The organism is Algoriphagus formosus (assembly GCF_002807035.1).
In the GTDB taxonomy this organism is placed as follows: Bacteria; Bacteroidota; Bacteroidia; order Cytophagales; family Cyclobacteriaceae; genus Algoriphagus; species Algoriphagus formosus.
On the sequence record NZ_NIUC01000002.1, the window covers coordinates 2,053,718 to 2,071,259 of the forward strand.

The window sequence follows — 17,542 nt, forward strand, 5'->3', positions numbered from 1 at the left end:
ACAAAATAATTAATTATGGCTACAGCATCTGTTGCGACACATGACACCGCCCATGATCATCACGATCATGAGCATCATGATAATTTTGTGACCAAATATATTTTCAGTACCGATCATAAAATGATCGGAAAGCAATTCTTGATTACTGGTATATTCTGGGCACTTATAGGTGGTCTTTTGTCTGTACTTTTCAGACTTCAGTTGGGTTTCCCTGAAATGAATCTGGAGTGGTTGAGACCACTATTAGGAGGATGGATTACCGAAACAGGTCAATTGGATCAAACATTCTATCTGGCCCTAGTGACTATGCACGGTACCATCATGGTATTCTTCGTATTGACTGCAGGTCTTAGTGGTACTTTCTCCAATTTCCTGATTCCCTTGCAAATTGGAGCCCGTGACATGGCTTCAGGCTTTATGAATATGCTTTCATACTGGTTCTTCTTTGTATCCAGTGTGATCATGTTTATTTCCTTATTCATTAAAACCGGACCTGCCGGCGGTGGTTGGGTAGTTTACCCACCATTATCTGCGCTTGAGCAGGCTATTCCTGGTTCAGGATTGGGAATGACCTTGTGGTTGGTAGCAATGACTTTCTTTATTGCTTCATCACTACTTGGTGGTATTAACTATATCACTACTGTCATTAACCTTAGAACAAAAGGTATGTCTTTCTCAAGACTTCCTTTGACGATTTGGGCTTTCTTCTTGACAGCTGTAATTGGATTGTTGTCCTTCCCTGTGTTGTTTGCGGCAGCTCTTCTTTTGGTTTTTGATAGAAGCTTTGGTACATCCTTCTATTTGTCGGATATCTACATTGGGGGTGAAGCACTTCCAAATACCGGTGGTAGCCCAGTATTGTATCAGCACTTGTTCTGGTTCCTTGGTCACCCTGAGGTTTACATCGTATTGCTTCCAGCATTGGGTATTACCTCTGAGGTAATCGCAACCAATTCACGAAAGCCAATTTTCGGATACAAGGCGATGATTATTTCCATGTTGGGTATTACTATCCTTTCATTTATCGTGTGGGCTCACCACATGTTTGTGTCAGGTATGAATCCATTCTTGGGATCCATCTTTATGTTCCTGACTTTGATCATTGCGATTCCTTCTGCTGTGAAGGTATTCAACTACCTCACTACGCTATGGAGAGGTAACTTGATCTTTACGCCTGCGATGCTATTCTCTATCGGTCTAGTATCCTTCTTTATCTCTGGTGGTTTGACTGGTATTTTCCTAGGAAACTCAGCCATTGATATTCAGTTGCACGATACATATTTTGTAGTAGCCCACTTCCACTTGGTAATGGGTTCTGCTTCCTTCTTCGGTCTAGTGGCTGGTGTTTACCACTGGTTCCCTAAGATGTTTGGTAGAATGATGGATGCTCGTCTTGGATATGTTCACTTCTGGTTGACATTCGTAGGAGTTTATATGGTATTCTTCCCAATGCACTACATCGGTATTGCAGGATTCCCAAGAAGATACTATTCATGGACTGGGTTTGAATTCTCAAACATGTACACTGATTTGAATATGTTTGTATCCGTAGCTGCAATCATCACTTTTGCTGCTCAGTTTATCTTCCTATTCAATTTCTTCTATTCTATGTATCGTGGAAGAAAAGCATCTTCCAACCCATGGAGATCTACTACTTTGGAGTGGACAACTCCAATTGTCCCTGGACATGGCAACTGGCCTGGAGAAATTCCAACTGTTTATCGTTGGCCATATGACTACTCCAAGCCTGGAGCAGAAGAAGACTTCATCCCTCAGACCGTTCCACTTTCCGCTACGCCTGAATCTAACCTGCCACATGAGCAGGAGCAAGTGAAGACTGAAATGGAAATTATTAAAGACGAATCTGAGGCTCTAGTCGCCAATGAAGCAAAAGAATCTTAAAAACTTAAACAGCTTTCGCCGAACCGGTTTGGTGACGGTGATTGCTGTTTACTTTCTCATACTGGTTGGAGGCATTGTCCGGAGCACTGGTTCTGGAATGGGATGTCCCGATTGGCCAAAATGTTTTGGGAGCTTGGTTCCGCCTACCAGTGTGGATCAGCTCCCAAAAAATTATCAAGAAATTTATCTTGAAAAGAGGCTGGCTAAAAACGAAAGGTTTGTAGCTACACTTGACAAGCTTGGATTCGACAAAGCGGCTGAAAGAATCGCAAATGATAAGACAATCCTGATCGAGGAGGAGTTTAATGCTACCAAAACCTGGATCGAGTACATTAATCGATTGATTGGAGTAGTCATCGGATTCCTTATCATACTCACAGTCTGGAAATCTCTGAAGCTTTGGAACACAGATCGGACGATTCCGATTTTATCCATCGCATTATTAGTCTTGGTGTTATTTCAAGGATGGATAGGCTCTATTGTCGTGTCTACCAATCTCTTGGATTGGATGATCACCTTTCATATGATTCTTGCCTTGTTACTAGTTGTTTTGTTACTGTATATCAACCACAGGGCATTTCTCGTAAAGTATGAGAATCATAAAGAGGATCAGGTTCCAAGTAAAGTCAAATGGTTACTTGTTATTGGAACGGCCTTAATGGTGGTACAAATAGTATTTGGTACACAGGTGAGAGAGGAATTAGATCAAATTTCCTTTGCAATGGGAGGAATGATGCGAGATACTTGGATTGATCAGATAGGTATGACCTTCTTGATACATCGCTCGTTTTCTCTAGTGCTTCTGGGAATTCATCTACTCTATTTCTTCTGGGCATTTAAGTATACCCGAAGGAAATCGCCTGTCAATAAATGGTCTCAAGCCTTATTGCTTGTGATCGTCATGGAAATAGCAACAGGTATCGGAATGGCTTATTTTGCCATCCCTGCTTTCTTGCAGCCTGTTCATTTATTATTGGGTTCTTTAATCATTGGAGTGCAATTCGTATTGCTATTCCAACTTAGAACTCAAGAAGATGTGAATCTTATTACAAATCCCTCATGAGGACCGTTGGTATTTCGGAGTTAAGCTTTACAGAAGGACTTTTAGTCCGTGTTAAAGCATATGCAGATTTAATCAAATTGAGACTTTCCGCTTTGGTTACCTTTTCTGCTGTGTTTGGCTATATATTGGGTGATTCTGGTGTAAGCTTTGGATGGACTGGCTTCATCGGATTAGCTTTGGGAGGTTTCTTAATCTCCGGAGCATCAGGAGCTGCTAATGAAATCATGGAAAGAGACTTGGACAAGCTTATGAAGCGAACCCAAAACAGACCTCTTCCCCTTCAATTGATTAGTCTGAGAGAAGCCTACTGGTTTACTGTAGCTGTAGCCATTCTTGGTATCTCTTTACTTTGGATCTTTACGAATCCACTGACGACCTGGCTTGGAATCCTTAGTATGGTTCTGTACGCTTTTGTTTATACTCCTTTGAAGAGAGTAGGGCCAATTGCTGTATTTGTTGGAGCTATTCCTGGAGCAATGCCTCCGCTATTGGGGTGGACTGCAGCGACTGGTATGATTGGCTACGAAGCACTGATCATCTTTGGAATTCAGTTTATCTGGCAATTCCCACACTTTTGGGCTATTGCCTGGGTAAGTGATGAAGACTATAAGCGAGCTGGGTTCAAGCTACTTCCAAGTGGTGGTGGACAGGATTTGAATACTGCTATCCAAATTATGATATACACTCTGTTTCTGCTTCCTTTAGGATTGTTGCCTTCCTATTTTGGATTGACAGGGTTAAACTCCGGTATTGTTGCTACTGTATGTGGAGTACTCTTTTTGGCACAAACTTTCTCCTTGATGCGTGATTGCTCTAGGAAGTCTGCCTTGAAAATTATGTTCGGTTCCTTTTTGTATTTGCCTATCGTGCAAATAGCTTACCTTCTTGATAAGATACCTTAAAATGGAAAAAGAACTAAAATATATTGATTTGGTAGAGCAGCCCATCTCTATGCATCCCAAGAAGTTTGCCTTATGGCTCTTCATGGTGACTGTGGTGATGATCTTCGCTGCCTTGACAAGTGCTTATATAGTCCGTCAAGCAGAGGGGAATTGGCTTGAGTACGATTTGCCTCAAGTCTTTTGGTTTACTTCAGGCGTAGTGGTACTAAGTTCCCTGTTTCTTCATTGGGCTTATATCTCTGCTAAAAAAGACAACCTTTCTCAGCTTCGAATCGGAATGAGTATGGCTGTCTTATTGGGAATTGTCTTTTTGGTGGGACAATGGTACAGTTGGGTTGCCTTGGTAGACCGACAAGTATTCTTTGTGGGTAATCCATCGGGCTCATTTCTCTATGTTTTCACTGGATTGCACGCTGTTCACCTGATCAGCGGTGTGATATTTCTGATTATTGTATTAATTTCGTCCTTTAGATATAAGGTCCACTCTCAGGCCATGAACACTATGGAAATGGCCACCTCATATTGGCATTTCCTTGGAGGCTTGTGGATCTATCTATTTATGTTTTTGCTATTGAATCATTAATTTACCTGGTACAAATAAATAATCTATGTCTGCGCATTCTACTGCTATTGGAGTAAGCCCAAAGAGGGGCACCTGGGGAGGAGGAAATGAACCTCTCAAGGCCAGTTATGGAAAACTCATGATGTGGTTTTTCCTACTCTCTGATATCTTCACCTTTGCTGCTTTTTTGATCAGCTACTTGGCTATTCGCGTCAGTTATCCTGCCTACGCAGGACCTGCCGAGACATTCGTTGGATCCAATGAATACTGGCCTATTCCCGAACTTGTATTTGAGGCTGTACCTTTCCTTCATGGATTTCATGCTCCTCTAGTATTCGTAGGTATCATGACCTTCATTTTGATCTCGAGTAGTGTAACCATGGTACTTGCTGTGGAAGCTGGACATCGAAATGATAGAAATGATGTGGTAAAATGGATGCTTTGGACCATGCTAGGTGGTATCACTTTCTTAGGTTGTCAAGCTTGGGAATGGTCTCACTTTATCCATGGTACGGACAGTGGTTCAGTGCTGACCTACATTGATTCTTTGAGTAGAGAAGTTACCGAAACGGTATTTGGAGCCAATCTTGTAGTCAACGAATATGGGCCTCCTGCATTTGCACAGTTGTTCTTCTTCATTACTGGATTCCATGGATTCCACGTGACGATAGGTGTTGTATTGCTATTCTTGGCATTCTACCAGGCAGCTGTTGGTGTCTACGATCGTAGAGGTCACTATGAGATGATCGAGAAGATTGGTTTATACTGGCACTTTGTAGACCTTGTTTGGGTATTTGTATTTACCTTATTCTACCTGATCTAAAGCTAAAAATATTCAATTATGGAAGTTCAAGACATTAAATCTACGCTACAAGTAGTTCCTAGAAATAACGAGAAGATCAAGAAAATCTGGAAAACCGCAGGTATTCTTCTCGCACTTACCGTTGCCGAATTTATCATGGCTTTTACGATGGACAGAGGCATCCTACTTTATGCACTCTTTATCATCCTGACGATCTGGAAGGCAAAATATATCATGATGGAATTCATGCACCTCGGTGATGAAGTGAAGCCATTATTCTATTCGATCATCGTTCCGCTTATTTTCCTGATATGGTTATTGATCGCCTTGGCCAAGGAAGGTTCGGATATCTTTATGATGCGTTGGTAGGATTTAAAATTTAAATAAAAAAAGTAGGTTGGGGTGTGACACTTCAACCTACTTTTTTGTTATGAAGCCACGATGAGAAGTTTACGAATATTACAAGGTTTAGTATTGGTTTGTATTCTACTGATTCCTGTTTTGATTATTATGTTTCTCAGGAATTTTGGAGAAAACCAATACGATCTCCCGGTGTTTTATGAAAATGGTGTAAGCAACCCTTTCATGGAATGCCCACCCAATGACAGTACCCAACATTACATTCCTGAGTTTACCTTCACCAACCAAGATGGTGAAGCGGTAGGACGAACTGAAATGGAAGGAAAAATCACCATCGTGGATTTTTTCTTTACTTCTTGTCCTAGTATCTGCCCCATTATGTCCAAAGAAATGGAGCGAGTGAATGATATGTTCAGGGATGAGCCGGCCGTGCAAATCATGTCTATCAGTATTGATCCAACTTATGATACACCTGAGGTCTTGAAGGAGTATGCCGAAAAACATGGGGCCATCCCGGGTAAGTGGCATTTTCTTACTGGACCACCTGAAGAAACCTATCAGTTAGCGAAGTGTGGATTTGTGCTGCCTACAGTCGACGGGATGGGAAATCCGGATGATTTTATCCACAGTGATAAGTTTGCTCTGATAGATGAACAGGGTAGAATCCGCGGTTACTACAGCGGGACAAACAGAGAGGATGTAGATTTGTTAATACTTGAGACAAAAGTGCTTTTACATGGAAAAAGTTAATTCATTACTAGAAAATGAATCCAAAGTAAAATCTTGGATCATCATCATTTCCATTCTGATTCCGGTGGTGGTAGCTATTCTGTTATTCATGCCATCCAAAATTAATGTGGGTGCAGAATGGGTTTACTTCCTACCTCATTTAAATGCAGTGATTAATTCTGCAGCTAGTGTTGCACTCATTGTTGCTTTGATTTTCGTCAAGCAAAAGAAATACGCCTATCATGGTGCGACTATGTCCGTTGCGATGGCACTAGGCGCGATCTTCCTAGTTTCCTATGTGATCTACCATGGTTCTGCTGAGAGCACATCTTTCGGTGGAGAGGGTTGGATTCGTCCGGTATATTACTTCTTGCTCATTACACACATTGTTTTTGCAGCTGTGGCACTTTTTCCAATTCTTTTCGCTTATTACTATGGGTATACAGATCAGCGGGCTAAACATCGGAAGGTTGTCAAATTTGCTTATCCGATTTGGCTGTATGTTTCTGTCACAGGGGTAATTGTTTATTTGATGATTTCTCCGTACTATATTCAGTAACTTATTAAAAGTAAGGAACAATGAGATTGAAAATCACCCTATTTACATTACTATTCTTCGGATTCCAATTAGCTACCTGGGCTCAGTGTGCTATGTGTCGAGCTTCTGTAGAGAATAACGTCAGTAATGGAGATACCTCTATTGGTGCAGGATTGAATACGGGGATTCTATATTTATTCGCTATGCCTTATACCATTGCCTTGGTAATTGGCATACTTTGGTATCGGGCGGCGAAAAAACGGAAAAATAAACTGGCTATTCGATAGTCTGATGGAAAGCAAAGTTTGATACAAGACTTTGCTTTTTTTATTTTTAGGGAAATGCTTCAAAAATTCAAACGGCTGATCATACTTGTCAGCGCCTTCTTGCTCCTTGCAGTATTGATACTGAATTTCTTTTTCTTTCAGAAAAGTGAGGAAGAGGCTTTTTTTGAAGATGTACAGGAGGAAATCTATGAGATCGATCGGGAGTTCGACATGGATTTCGTACAAATTCTCATGGAAGTAAGGCCTGATGAGGCATTGAGTTTTGAGAATATTTCTTCTAAAAGCTCCATCCACCCATTTTTCATTCTTGATGAGTCAAAGAAGCTTTTGTATTGGTCAGATTTCTCAGTGAGCTTCAATTTGGATGCGCTTATCCCAAATCAGGAATATCAATTCATAGAGGATCCATATGGTACTTTTCTGACCAAGAGCCGAAAGTTTACCAGAAATGGGAACAGTTATTACGTAGTCCATGCATTTAGGCTTTTTTGGCCAGGATCCATTCAAAATGACTATCTGCGAACCGGTGCGAACCGTCGAGTATTTGGGAACGATGCAATTCAGCTCAACGATCCAGATAGCCAAAGCCCTTTCTTGGTAAGTAATGCAGCTGGCATTCCGCTATTCGGAGTAGCTTTTGAATATGGATACCAGTCATCAGGTCGGCTTTCCAATCCAGCCATTCTCATCTTTTTCACTTCGGTTTTCCTATTGTATTTCCTACTGAGCTCAGATTTTGTAATTCGGAAATGGAAACAAGGAAGAAGATGGCAAGCGATTGGATACGGGAGCTTAGTACTTCTAGCCTTTAGGTTGGTCATGTTGGTATTAGGTTTTCCAGGTTCTTATTTCAACCTGCCATTATTTGATCCATCCAACTTCGCCTCTTCCTGGCTGAACTCCAGTTTAGGTGACTTATTGATCAATACCCTATTTGGAGTGGCTATTGGAGGAATGATCGTTTTTCAATTTGCCTCTCCATTACTTCATCGAAAGATTAAGATTTTAAAAACATCCCAAGAGCAGCGGGCGTTTTTTGGATTTTTTGTTTTTCTCAGCTCATTGGCCTTTTTCCTGGTCTGGGTGCTACCTAAGAATCTTATACTCAATTCTCAATGGGCAATGGATATTTCCATTATCCCCACTTTTGGGTGGTTTGAAGGGATCAGTTTTCTGATCGTGTTTTTGTGGGCTTCAGTTTATGTGATGCTCAATCTTACCTTGATCAGCTTACTATTTGAACTAGCGATCAAGAGGAGTATTTTGATCCGATACCTTTACATAGTTGCTGTACCCATAGGACTTGTTTTGGGTTTTATTTCGATTTGGTTGGCAATAGCGTGGACTGTCCATATCCTTTTTCTTACTGCAATTATTCGCTTCAGGCTATTTCAAAATATTTTCCGCTTAGGTCTTAATACCTTTTTGACGTTCTTCTTTGCGAGTTTTATCTGTGCCGTGATAGCCGGTATCGCAACTTTCCAAACTGAGAAGGAAGAACTGATTCAATCTAAGATTCGATTCGCCAATCAAAATTTAATTGAAGGTGATGTGATGACCGAGTTTTTCCTCGGTGAAGTTTTTGGGAGGATTCAGTCTGATTTATTTATTCAAAATCGTCTTGCTGATCCTTTGCTTTCCAAAGAACCTATCGAGACAAAGATCAGAAGGATTTACCTGGATAATTATTTTGATCAGTTTGAAGTCAATATTCGGGTTTTTTCTTCCAGAGGTCAGGATTTGATCAATACGCAGGATGAACGAAGCCTGAGCGAATTGCGAGATCTTTACATCAAATCTGATTACCTGACGAGTCAGCGAGGATTGTATTTTATTCGGGGAAAGGAGTCCAATCCCAAGAATCAGTTTGTGGCTTTTGTGCCGGTCATTCGGGATCAGAATAGCGTTGGAACGGTTTTTCTTGAGCTTCGGCAGCTCCGGGTTCAGCCGGGTTCGGTTTACCCGCGATTGCTATTGGATAAAGAATACAATGAGCGCTTGGATCCCGTCCAGTATGATTATGCGGTTTATCGCGATGAAGAGCTAATCCGTAATTTCGGGTCATTCAATTATGTGAATCCGGAGCTAAAGTCCAGGTTAACGGAGAGCAAGTTGTTTCAGAGTGGCATTCATGTCGCAGGCTATCACCATCTAGGTTTGGTCAATGGTTCAGAATTGATTTTGATCTCATCACCCAATAGACCTTACTCGTACTTTTTGGGAAATATTTCGCTCTACTTTGTCATTTTCATCATCTTGACATTTTTAACGATTCTGGCAAATTCCTTATTCAAAGGGTTTAAAAATCTGGAAATCAATTATTCCACTAAGCTTCAATTGTATCTGAATTTTGCCTTTTTCTTTCCAATTATCATCATTTCTATCATCACTATTGGTCTGCTGGCCAATAGCTATCGGGAAGATTTGGATGAGCAATATTTACAGAAGGCTTTCTTGATCAGGAGTAATCTGGTCAATTTTCTTAATGACCGCTCTCCATCAGAGATCAATCCAGAATCTCTGGAAGAGGAAATAGTGAATTTGGCAAATACGGTAGCTGCCGATCTGCATCTATATGAAGCTAGTGGTAAATTAATTGCAACGAATCGGCCTAATATTTTTGATAAGAAGCTTCTCTCTAGACTCATCAATCCTGTCGCTATGGCAGGAATTGTAGAGAATAACCAGATTCAGCTGCTAGTGGATGAAAGACTTGGGTCCTTGAGCTATAAATCCGTTTATCTAGCCATCTTGCCACCTTCCGATCAGGAAGAAGTAGCGATTTTGTCTGTTCCATTTTTTGAATCTGAGTCGGAGTTGAACTCATTGATCGCAGATGTGATGAGTAATATCTTCAACGCTTTTGTGGTGATATTTATCCTGTTCTTGATCGTGTCTTATTTTGTTTCGCAGAATTTGACTTTCCCTTTCCGACTGCTGACGCAAAAACTCAAAACCACTAATCTTGAAAATAATGAACCGATGCGTTGGGATACAAAGGATGAAATTGGGATGCTGGTCAATGAATACAACAACATGCTTTTCAAGCTAGAGGCAAGTAAGAAGGTATTAGCTTCTACTGAGAAGGAATCTGCCTGGAGGGAAATGGCTAAACAGGTGGCTCATGAGATCAAAAACCCACTCACCCCTATGAAGCTGACGCTTCAGCATCTGCTCAGACTACAGCAACAAGATCGGCTTGAAGACTCTTCGAAGTTGAAAGAATCTTTCGAAACGCTGATTCATCAGGTGGATGCCTTGAGTGGAATAGCCAGTTCATTTTCCACTTTTGCCAAAATGCCACTTCCGAAAAACGAACGGATGAACTTTAAGTCCGTGCTAATGAAAGTGCTGGACTTGTTCAAAAATGACGAGCGGCTGGATTTGATATTCAAAGACGATTCATTCACAAATGAAATACCCATCCAAGGCGATGACAAGCTTTTTGGTAGGGTGATTTCAAATCTGATAATTAATGGAGTGCAAGCGGTAGAAGGGAATAAACGGCCCGTCATCAATGTATGGCTTTGGATGACTGAGCAAGATGTCTTTCTAGAGATATCGGATAATGGCAAAGGAATACCCGAAGAACTGCGTGATAAGATCTTTATCCCGAATTTCAGTACCAAGTCCACAGGCTCAGGCTTGGGCCTCGCCATAGCAAGAAGCGGTGTAGAGACAGCGGGTGGAAAGATATGGTTTGAGACGAAGATAGGAGAGGGGACGACTTTTTATCTAACTTTCCCCCTCACACAATAGGTAGTAATTGCTACCTTGGTCTCTAGGACTGGATTGGCTATGAGGACTTTGATACTTCTTTTCCTGATCTTCGGCTTTTCGCTTTCGGCAGTGAAGGCACAGGAGAAGTGCAGGGATTATCAGGTAGTCCTTCTGGAGCAAGGCTTAGAGTTAGACTCCCTTTCTGTCATTGAGGAAAGTATCCGAATAGTAGGAGATGGGTTCGATTCTCTGAATTGGTCTTTTGATCTGAATACCAATCAAATACAGATTATTTTTCCTGATGATTTTGAAAGTTCCAGCATCCGTATTTGCTTTCGCACCTTCCCATTTCGCTGGGATCAAGCAGTAGCTCGTAGAAGCCTCCGAGTTGATTATGATTCGGCTGCTCGTTTTTATGATAATCGGGTAGTCGATTCAGAGATTTTTGACTTTCGAGAAGAGCTTTTTCCCACCACTAATCTCTATAAATCCGGTAGCCTGACACGCGGGATATCGGTGGGGAATACACAGAATGTCTTTGTCAATTCTGCTTTGAATCTGCAATTGGAAGGAGAAATAGCTGAAAATCTACGCATTCGTGCCAGTATCACCGATCAGAATGTTCCTTTCCAGCCAGAAGGGAATACGCAACAGCTGCAGGATTTTGATAATGTATTGATAGAGTTGTACAATGAAAATTTCAACCTTTCGGCTGGAGATGTGGTCCTTCAGCAGCGAGAATCGGAGTTTTTGCGATACTATAAAAATGTACAGGGCTTGCGGTTTACTTCGGAGTACCAAGCGAATGGATGGAAGGCCAGTACACAGGCTTTTGCTTCTGTCGCCAAAGGGAAATTCGCTTCCATCAATGTGCCTCCTCTTGAAGGGGTTTTAGGGCCCTACCGACTTACCGGGCCGAATAATGAGCGGTTCATTATTGTCATGGCCAATTCAGAACGGGTTTTTCTTGACGGGAAATTACTGCAGCGAGGTTTCAATGCTGATTATGTCATTGATTACAATCAGGCTGAAATCACTTTTACACCCTCCGTTTTGATCACTCAGTTTTCTCGAATACGCGTTGACTTTGAATATGCAGAGCGGAATTTTTCCAGATCCATAATCGGAGCCAATCATCTCCAAAGTAAGGGCAATGTCGACCTCTATTTCAATTATTATCAGGAGAGAGATAACCGAAACAGGCCATTATTCACAGAGTTTTCTCAGGAAGAGTTGAGTCTACTGAGTAGTGTGGGAGATCAGGTTCAGAATGCCGTCATCCCGAGAATAGATTCGGTAGCTTATGATCCAAGCAAGATCCTCTATGAGCGAATCACGGAATTGGATGGTGCCGGAGTTCCTTTTACTTATTATCGCTACAGCACCGATCCAGCTGAAGCACATTTTGAACTTGCTTTCTCCTTGGTGGGGAATGGGAATGGAGATTATCGGCGTGTCAATCAATTGGCGAATGGGACCGTGTTCGAATATGTGCCTCGTGTAAATGGTCAGCCGCAGGGGGATTATTCCATTTTGACCCAGCTTCCTGCGCCTGATAGCCGGCGAATGCTCACGGCAGGTACCCGAATAAAACTTGGGGAAAAGGAGAAAATCTATTCCGAGCTAGCTTGGTCTTCCCGTGATAGAAATTTATTCTCTGAAATAGACGATGAGAATAATCAGGGACTCGGCTGGAAAGTCGGTTTAAGTTCGGAAGGAAGAAAGTTGAATTTTCTCCCAGAATATACGTTGCGGTCGGGTGCAGAATTCGAGTACAATTCCACCAACTTTAATTTCATTGATCGTTTCCGATATATTGAATTTGATCGGGATTGGGGCATAGATCCGGCGGTTGTGAACGCTACGGCTGCTGCTGAGCGGCTTTTTAGAGCAGATGTCAGTTTGGAAAAGGATGGATTCAATCGCTTTGACTATCAGCTTTACCTTCGAAATAGGGCCGAGATGCTTAGCGGACAACAACACAAGGCCAACTGGAATACGGAGATTGGGAATAGAATTCGGCTTCGAAATGAGTTTTTTCTACTTAAAAGTGATCAGGATAGCATCCGCTCAGATTGGAAACGATACCTCGGAGAGATTACTTACAAGTCCAAAGCGCTTGTCCCGGGATATCGCTATTCCTTGGATAGAAATGCAGTGATTGCGGTCGAGAGTGATTCGGTTTTGGGTACTGCGATGAATTTTCAGGAGCACTTAATTTTCCTGCAGAATCAGGATAGCTTAAAAACGAAATTCCAACTCGATGCTGCCTGGCGAGAAGATAAAGCGCCTTTTGAGGGAGAGCTCGAGACCGATACCCGGGCTTTCACTGCCAATGCAAGATTTCAAAAGCAATGGCAAAATCACAGTCTCCAGTCGACTTTCACCTATAGGACTATCGAATACATTCGAAGAGATCTGCCGGAGGAATTGACCGTCATGGGCAAAGTTGACTACTTGGGGGCTATTGCAAAAAATCTGATTCGAAGTGAGCTGAGTTATGCCCTAGGAAACGGCAGGGAGCTTCAGCGAGAGTATATTTTTATACCGGCTCCGAATGGAGATGGGACGCATACTTGGCGGGATGATAATGGCGATGGGATTCAGCAATTGAATGAATTCTACCTAGCGATCAATCCAGAAGAAAAGCTGTATGTAAAAATCTTTGTTCCGACTGATACCTATGTTCAAGCTTACACTACCCTGCTCAATTATAGACTCCAGGCAAAGTTTCCAGCCAGTTGGCAGGAAGAAGGTGGTCTGAAAGCTTGGCTAGCTAAATTTTCTAATACATCAAGTCTAAGTGTTGAGAAAAAGGTGAGTTCAAATAATTTTTTGGATCGAATAAATCCTTTCATCGGCTCGGTGAATCGGGAGGACATCCTGTCACTCAGACAGGTGCTACGGTCCAGTTTCTTCTTTAATCGTGCCTCGGCTAAATACGGGTTGGATCTTTCGTACTTTGATTCTCAAATCAAACAATTATTGGCCGGAGGCTTTGAAGATCAAATCCAAAAGGATTGGCGAATTAATTCCCGGGTCAATTTCGGTGGTTTGCTTACTTTGCGATGGGTAGGTAGCATCGGAGAGAAGGCTGCTAGTTCTGACTTTTTGGATAATCGAAACTTCATAATCAAGCAATTGAATACAGGGCCTGAATTGGCATGGCAGCCCAGCCCTTCTTTTAGGGCTACGGCAACCTATTCGTATACCCAAAAGCAAAATACCTCCAACTTGGAATTGGATGAAAGAGCCATGCTTCATCAGACTGGAATGGATTTTCGACTTGCAAAAGCCATTAAGACGACTTTGACCGCGAATCTTAAATGGATCGAGATAGACTACAATGGCGTGGTTAATTCTCCGGTCGGTTATGAAATGCTACAAGCCTTGACACCGGGTACCAATATCACTTGGTCCCTCAATTGGCTTCAGAAAATCGGGGAGGGACTTCAAATGAATTTGGTCTACGAAGGCCGGAATTCTCAGGGGCTTGATCGAGTAGTTCACGTTGGAAGGATGCAGGTTTCCGCACTCTTTTGATAAAAAAATGTAACTTTGCCAATGCTAGATAGTTGTCATACTAACTATTAAAACACGAACAATCTCATGGGAAAATGTATCCTCGTCACAGGCGGAACAAAAGGCATCGGAAGGGCTATTTGTCTCCGGTTTGCAAAAGAAGGATTTGATATAATTACCTGCGCCAGAAACGCTGATGACTTACAAACCTTAGAGAAAGAGCTTCAAGCTATCAATTCAGATGTAAAAGCACTGACTGTTCAAGCTGATCTTTCCAAAAAGGAAGAAGTAATGAATTTGGCACAAAAAGCCAATGAATTTTCTAAGGTAGATATCTTGGTAAATAACACAGGGGTATTTCTTCCAGGAGCCATTCATGAAGAGCCAGAAGGCAATTTTGAACTCATGATGGAGACGAATTTATATTCAGCTTATTACCTCGTACGAGCCATTCTTCCTCAAATGATGGAGAGCAAATCAGGGCATGTATTTAGTATGGGATCAATAGCTGGGACTACTGCCTATCCTAATGGAGGTAGTTATGCAATATCCAAATGGGCCATGTTGGGAATGACCAAGTGTCTGCGGGAAGAAATGAAACCATTTGGAATCAAGGTGACATCTATCCTTCCAGGAGCGACCTTTACTGCGAGCTGGGAGGGAGTGGATCTACCCATTGAGCGTTTTATGAAAGCCGAGGATGTAGCTGATACCGTTTGGGCAGCTTATAACCTTTCTCCTGCCTCGGTTGTTGAGGAAATTACCATTCGACCACAACTCGGAGATATCTGATACTATGAACCCAACCATTCAAACTGCGGAGCTAAACTATTGCGACAGCCTCACATCCTACAGTAGACGAAAGACTATTCCGGTACGTGTAGGAGATGTCATCATCGGTGGAGATAATCCCATCGTGGTCCAATCCATGACCACTGTAGATACTATGGATACCATGGGCTCTGTGGAGCAATGCATCCGAATGATCGAAAGTGGATGTCAACTAATCCGCATTACAGCACCTAGTATCAAGGAAGCTAAAAATCTTAGAAATATTCGAGATGAACTTAGAAAGCGCGGATATAACACTCCTCTGGTAGCAGATATTCACTTTACTCCAAATGCTGCAGAAATTGCTGCTGGTATTGTGGAGAAAGTCCGGATCAATCCGGGAAATTATGCGGACAAGAAGAAGTTTGAGGTAATCGAATATACCGATGAAAGTTACCAAGAAGAGCTAGCGCGAATCCGAGAACGTTTTTTGCCTTTGGTGAAAATTTGCAAAGAGAATGGTACAGCCATGCGAATCGGGACTAATCATGGCTCGCTTTCAGATCGGATTATGAGCCGCTATGGCGACACCCCATTGGGGATGGTTGAATCGGCTTTGGAGTTTTTGAGGATCTGTGAGGATGAAAATTATCATGACATCGTGATCTCGATGAAGTCCTCCAATACTCAGGTTATGGTGCAGGCTTATCGACTGCTTGTGCAAAAGCTAAATGAAGGAGGATTTAAGCCTTATCCACTTCATTTGGGGGTAACCGAAGCAGGAGAGGCTGAAGATGGCCGGATCAAATCGGCCGTGGGAATCGGTACCCTGCTAGAAGATGGTCTGGGCGATACAGTACGAGTTTCCCTGACGGAAGATCCGGAGTTTGAAGCTCCTGTTGCTAAGGCACTCATTGACCGATACATTTCAAGATTGCCTCATGCTACTATCGATCCAATTGAGAAGTATCCAATCACGCCTTTTGAGCATACCAAACGTGAGTCAGCTGAGATTTACAATTTTGGTGGGCAGAATGTACCTCGGGTGATCACAGATATTTCCCGTATTGACGGAATCACGGAGAAGGAAATGAAGGCAGTTGGTCATTTTTATTTACCCGAACTGGATAAATGGAAAATGAATGATCTCGGATGCGATTTTGTGTATTCAGGAGATCATCCCATTCCTTTTATGTTGCCAAATGGCATGCGGGAGATCCAAAATTTTGCCACTTGGGAAAAGAGTCAAACTAGGGAAAATATCTATCCTAGGTACACCTTTGAAGAGTTTCAATCTGCCCAAGACTTTCATCCTCAATTGAATTTCCTTGAAGTTTTTGATACGCAAGTATCCGAGGTTATTCCATCAATTCGAAACCGCAAGGATCTGGTACTGATTTTAAAGACATCCAATGCTCACGGTATGCCGGCACTCAGAAGGGCTTTTGTATCCTTGATGGATCAGCAAATTCAGGTCCCTGTTGTGGTCAAAGTGAGTTATCCAGACCAAACAGCCGATCAGACCATGCTGTATGCAGCGACTGATGTAGGTGGGCTTTTGGTAGATGGAATGGGAGACGGGATTCTAATTTCCTTAGAGAAGGAAAAAGCACATACCAGAGAAGAGGTTTTAGAGCAAATAAAGCTACACAACAATGTATCTTTTGGCGTACTTCAAGCAGCTAGAACCCGAATGTCCAAGACCGAATATATTTCCTGTCCATCTTGTGGTAGAACGCTTTTTGACCTTCAGGAAACAACAGCTATGATCAGAAAACGCACCGACCATCTAAAAGGCGTGAAAATCGGAATCATGGGTTGCATCGTCAATGGTCCTGGTGAAATGGCAGATGCGGATTATGGCTACGTGGGTTCAGGAAAAGGAAAGATCACTTTGTACAAAGGGAAAGAAGTGATCAAGCGTTCGGTGCCATCGGAAAAGGCTGTTGATGAGCTGATTGAGATCATCCGGGAAGATGGGATGTGGTCCGAACCTGAGGCTATTTAAAAACCTTTGATTTTAGCCGAAATTGTAAACTATTCTGAATCTGGACCTGTTCTAAGACAAAATGGAAAAAATGGCTGAAAAAAATAAAGTAAAGGAGTTTTTTAAGCTTGGTGAAGTGGGTAATTACTTCATTCGGGTTTTTAAAAAACCAGATCCTAATCAAAAATCTAATTTCAACTTGAGAATGATGCATGGAATCAATAAGATTTCTATCCTCATTTTCCTCTTCGCAATCATCTTCTGGACGATCAAGCGACTGATGTAAGTTGTTTATTTAAATTCAAAAAACTTAAATCAAAAGCCCCCAATTAGTAGCTAATACTTCTTGGGGGCTATTTATTTAACCTGCAACTAAACTCGCGATTGGTGCAGAGGC

The 17,542-nt window shown here is 42.1% G+C and carries 14 protein-coding genes; all 14 read left to right on the plus strand.

Annotated elements, in window-relative coordinates:
• Positions 1–15 precede the first annotated feature (15 nt).
• The 14 genes from CDH51_RS15200 to CDH51_RS15265 all read left to right on the plus strand — a co-directional run bounded on the left by CDH51_RS15200 (position 16) and on the right by CDH51_RS15265 (position 17,431).
• The gene (locus tag CDH51_RS15200; protein ID WP_100629318.1) at positions 16–1,902 is read left to right on the plus strand and encodes a cytochrome c oxidase subunit I; all 1,887 of its coding nucleotides are present in this window, start codon (positions 16–18) and stop codon (positions 1,900–1,902) included.
• Complete coding sequence (locus CDH51_RS15205; RefSeq protein WP_100629319.1) at positions 1,883–2,965, plus strand: COX15/CtaA family protein; 1,083 nt, start codon at positions 1,883–1,885, stop codon at positions 2,963–2,965. Before CDH51_RS15200 ends, CDH51_RS15205 begins: the two co-directional genes overlap by 20 nt.
• The gene (gene cyoE, locus CDH51_RS15210) at positions 2,962–3,867 is read left to right on the plus strand and encodes a heme o synthase (protein WP_100629320.1); all 906 of its coding nucleotides are present in this window, start codon (positions 2,962–2,964) and stop codon (positions 3,865–3,867) included. Before CDH51_RS15205 ends, cyoE begins: the two co-directional genes overlap by 4 nt.
• Before the next feature lies 1 nt (position 3,868).
• Complete coding sequence (locus tag CDH51_RS15215; protein ID WP_100629321.1) at positions 3,869–4,450, plus strand: cytochrome c oxidase subunit 3; 582 nt, start codon at positions 3,869–3,871, stop codon at positions 4,448–4,450.
• Between the two features lie 25 nt (positions 4,451–4,475).
• Positions 4,476–5,252 carry a cytochrome c oxidase subunit 3 gene (locus CDH51_RS15220; RefSeq protein ID WP_026946994.1) on the plus strand — a complete coding sequence of 259 codons (777 nt, stop codon included), beginning with the start codon at positions 4,476–4,478 and terminating at the stop codon, positions 5,250–5,252.
• Between the two features lie 18 nt (positions 5,253–5,270).
• Entirely contained in the window at positions 5,271–5,600 is a 330-nt protein-coding gene (locus CDH51_RS15225; protein ID WP_100629322.1) for a cytochrome C oxidase subunit IV family protein, read from the plus strand.
• A 72-nt stretch (positions 5,601–5,672) separates the two neighbouring features.
• On the plus strand, positions 5,673–6,341 hold the full coding sequence (locus CDH51_RS15230) for an SCO family protein (protein ID WP_100629323.1): 669 nt from the start codon (positions 5,673–5,675) through the stop codon (positions 6,339–6,341).
• Complete coding sequence (locus tag CDH51_RS15235) at positions 6,328–6,879, plus strand: DUF420 domain-containing protein (protein WP_024283453.1); 552 nt, start codon at positions 6,328–6,330, stop codon at positions 6,877–6,879. Before CDH51_RS15230 ends, CDH51_RS15235 begins: the two co-directional genes overlap by 14 nt.
• A gap of 20 nt (positions 6,880–6,899) precedes the next feature.
• The gene (locus CDH51_RS15240) at positions 6,900–7,145 is read left to right on the plus strand and encodes a hypothetical protein (protein ID WP_024283452.1); all 246 of its coding nucleotides are present in this window, start codon (positions 6,900–6,902) and stop codon (positions 7,143–7,145) included.
• Between the two features lie 54 nt (positions 7,146–7,199).
• Positions 7,200–10,904: an ATP-binding protein gene (locus tag CDH51_RS15245; protein ID WP_100629324.1), complete on the plus strand. Its 3,705-nt coding sequence runs from the start codon at positions 7,200–7,202 to the stop codon at positions 10,902–10,904.
• A 39-nt stretch (positions 10,905–10,943) separates the two neighbouring features.
• The gene (locus CDH51_RS15250; protein ID WP_232724824.1) at positions 10,944–14,408 is read left to right on the plus strand and encodes a hypothetical protein; all 3,465 of its coding nucleotides are present in this window, start codon (positions 10,944–10,946) and stop codon (positions 14,406–14,408) included.
• Positions 14,409–14,474: 66 nt separating this feature from the next.
• Complete coding sequence (locus CDH51_RS15255; protein WP_100629325.1) at positions 14,475–15,179, plus strand: SDR family oxidoreductase; 705 nt, start codon at positions 14,475–14,477, stop codon at positions 15,177–15,179.
• Between the two features lie 4 nt (positions 15,180–15,183).
• The gene (ispG, locus tag CDH51_RS15260) at positions 15,184–17,166 is read left to right on the plus strand and encodes a (E)-4-hydroxy-3-methylbut-2-enyl-diphosphate synthase (RefSeq protein WP_100629326.1); all 1,983 of its coding nucleotides are present in this window, start codon (positions 15,184–15,186) and stop codon (positions 17,164–17,166) included.
• 70 nt (positions 17,167–17,236) lie between these two features.
• Entirely contained in the window at positions 17,237–17,431 is a 195-nt protein-coding gene (locus CDH51_RS15265; RefSeq protein ID WP_100629473.1) for a DUF6728 family protein, read from the plus strand.
• The last annotated feature ends 111 nt before the right edge of the window (positions 17,432–17,542 follow it).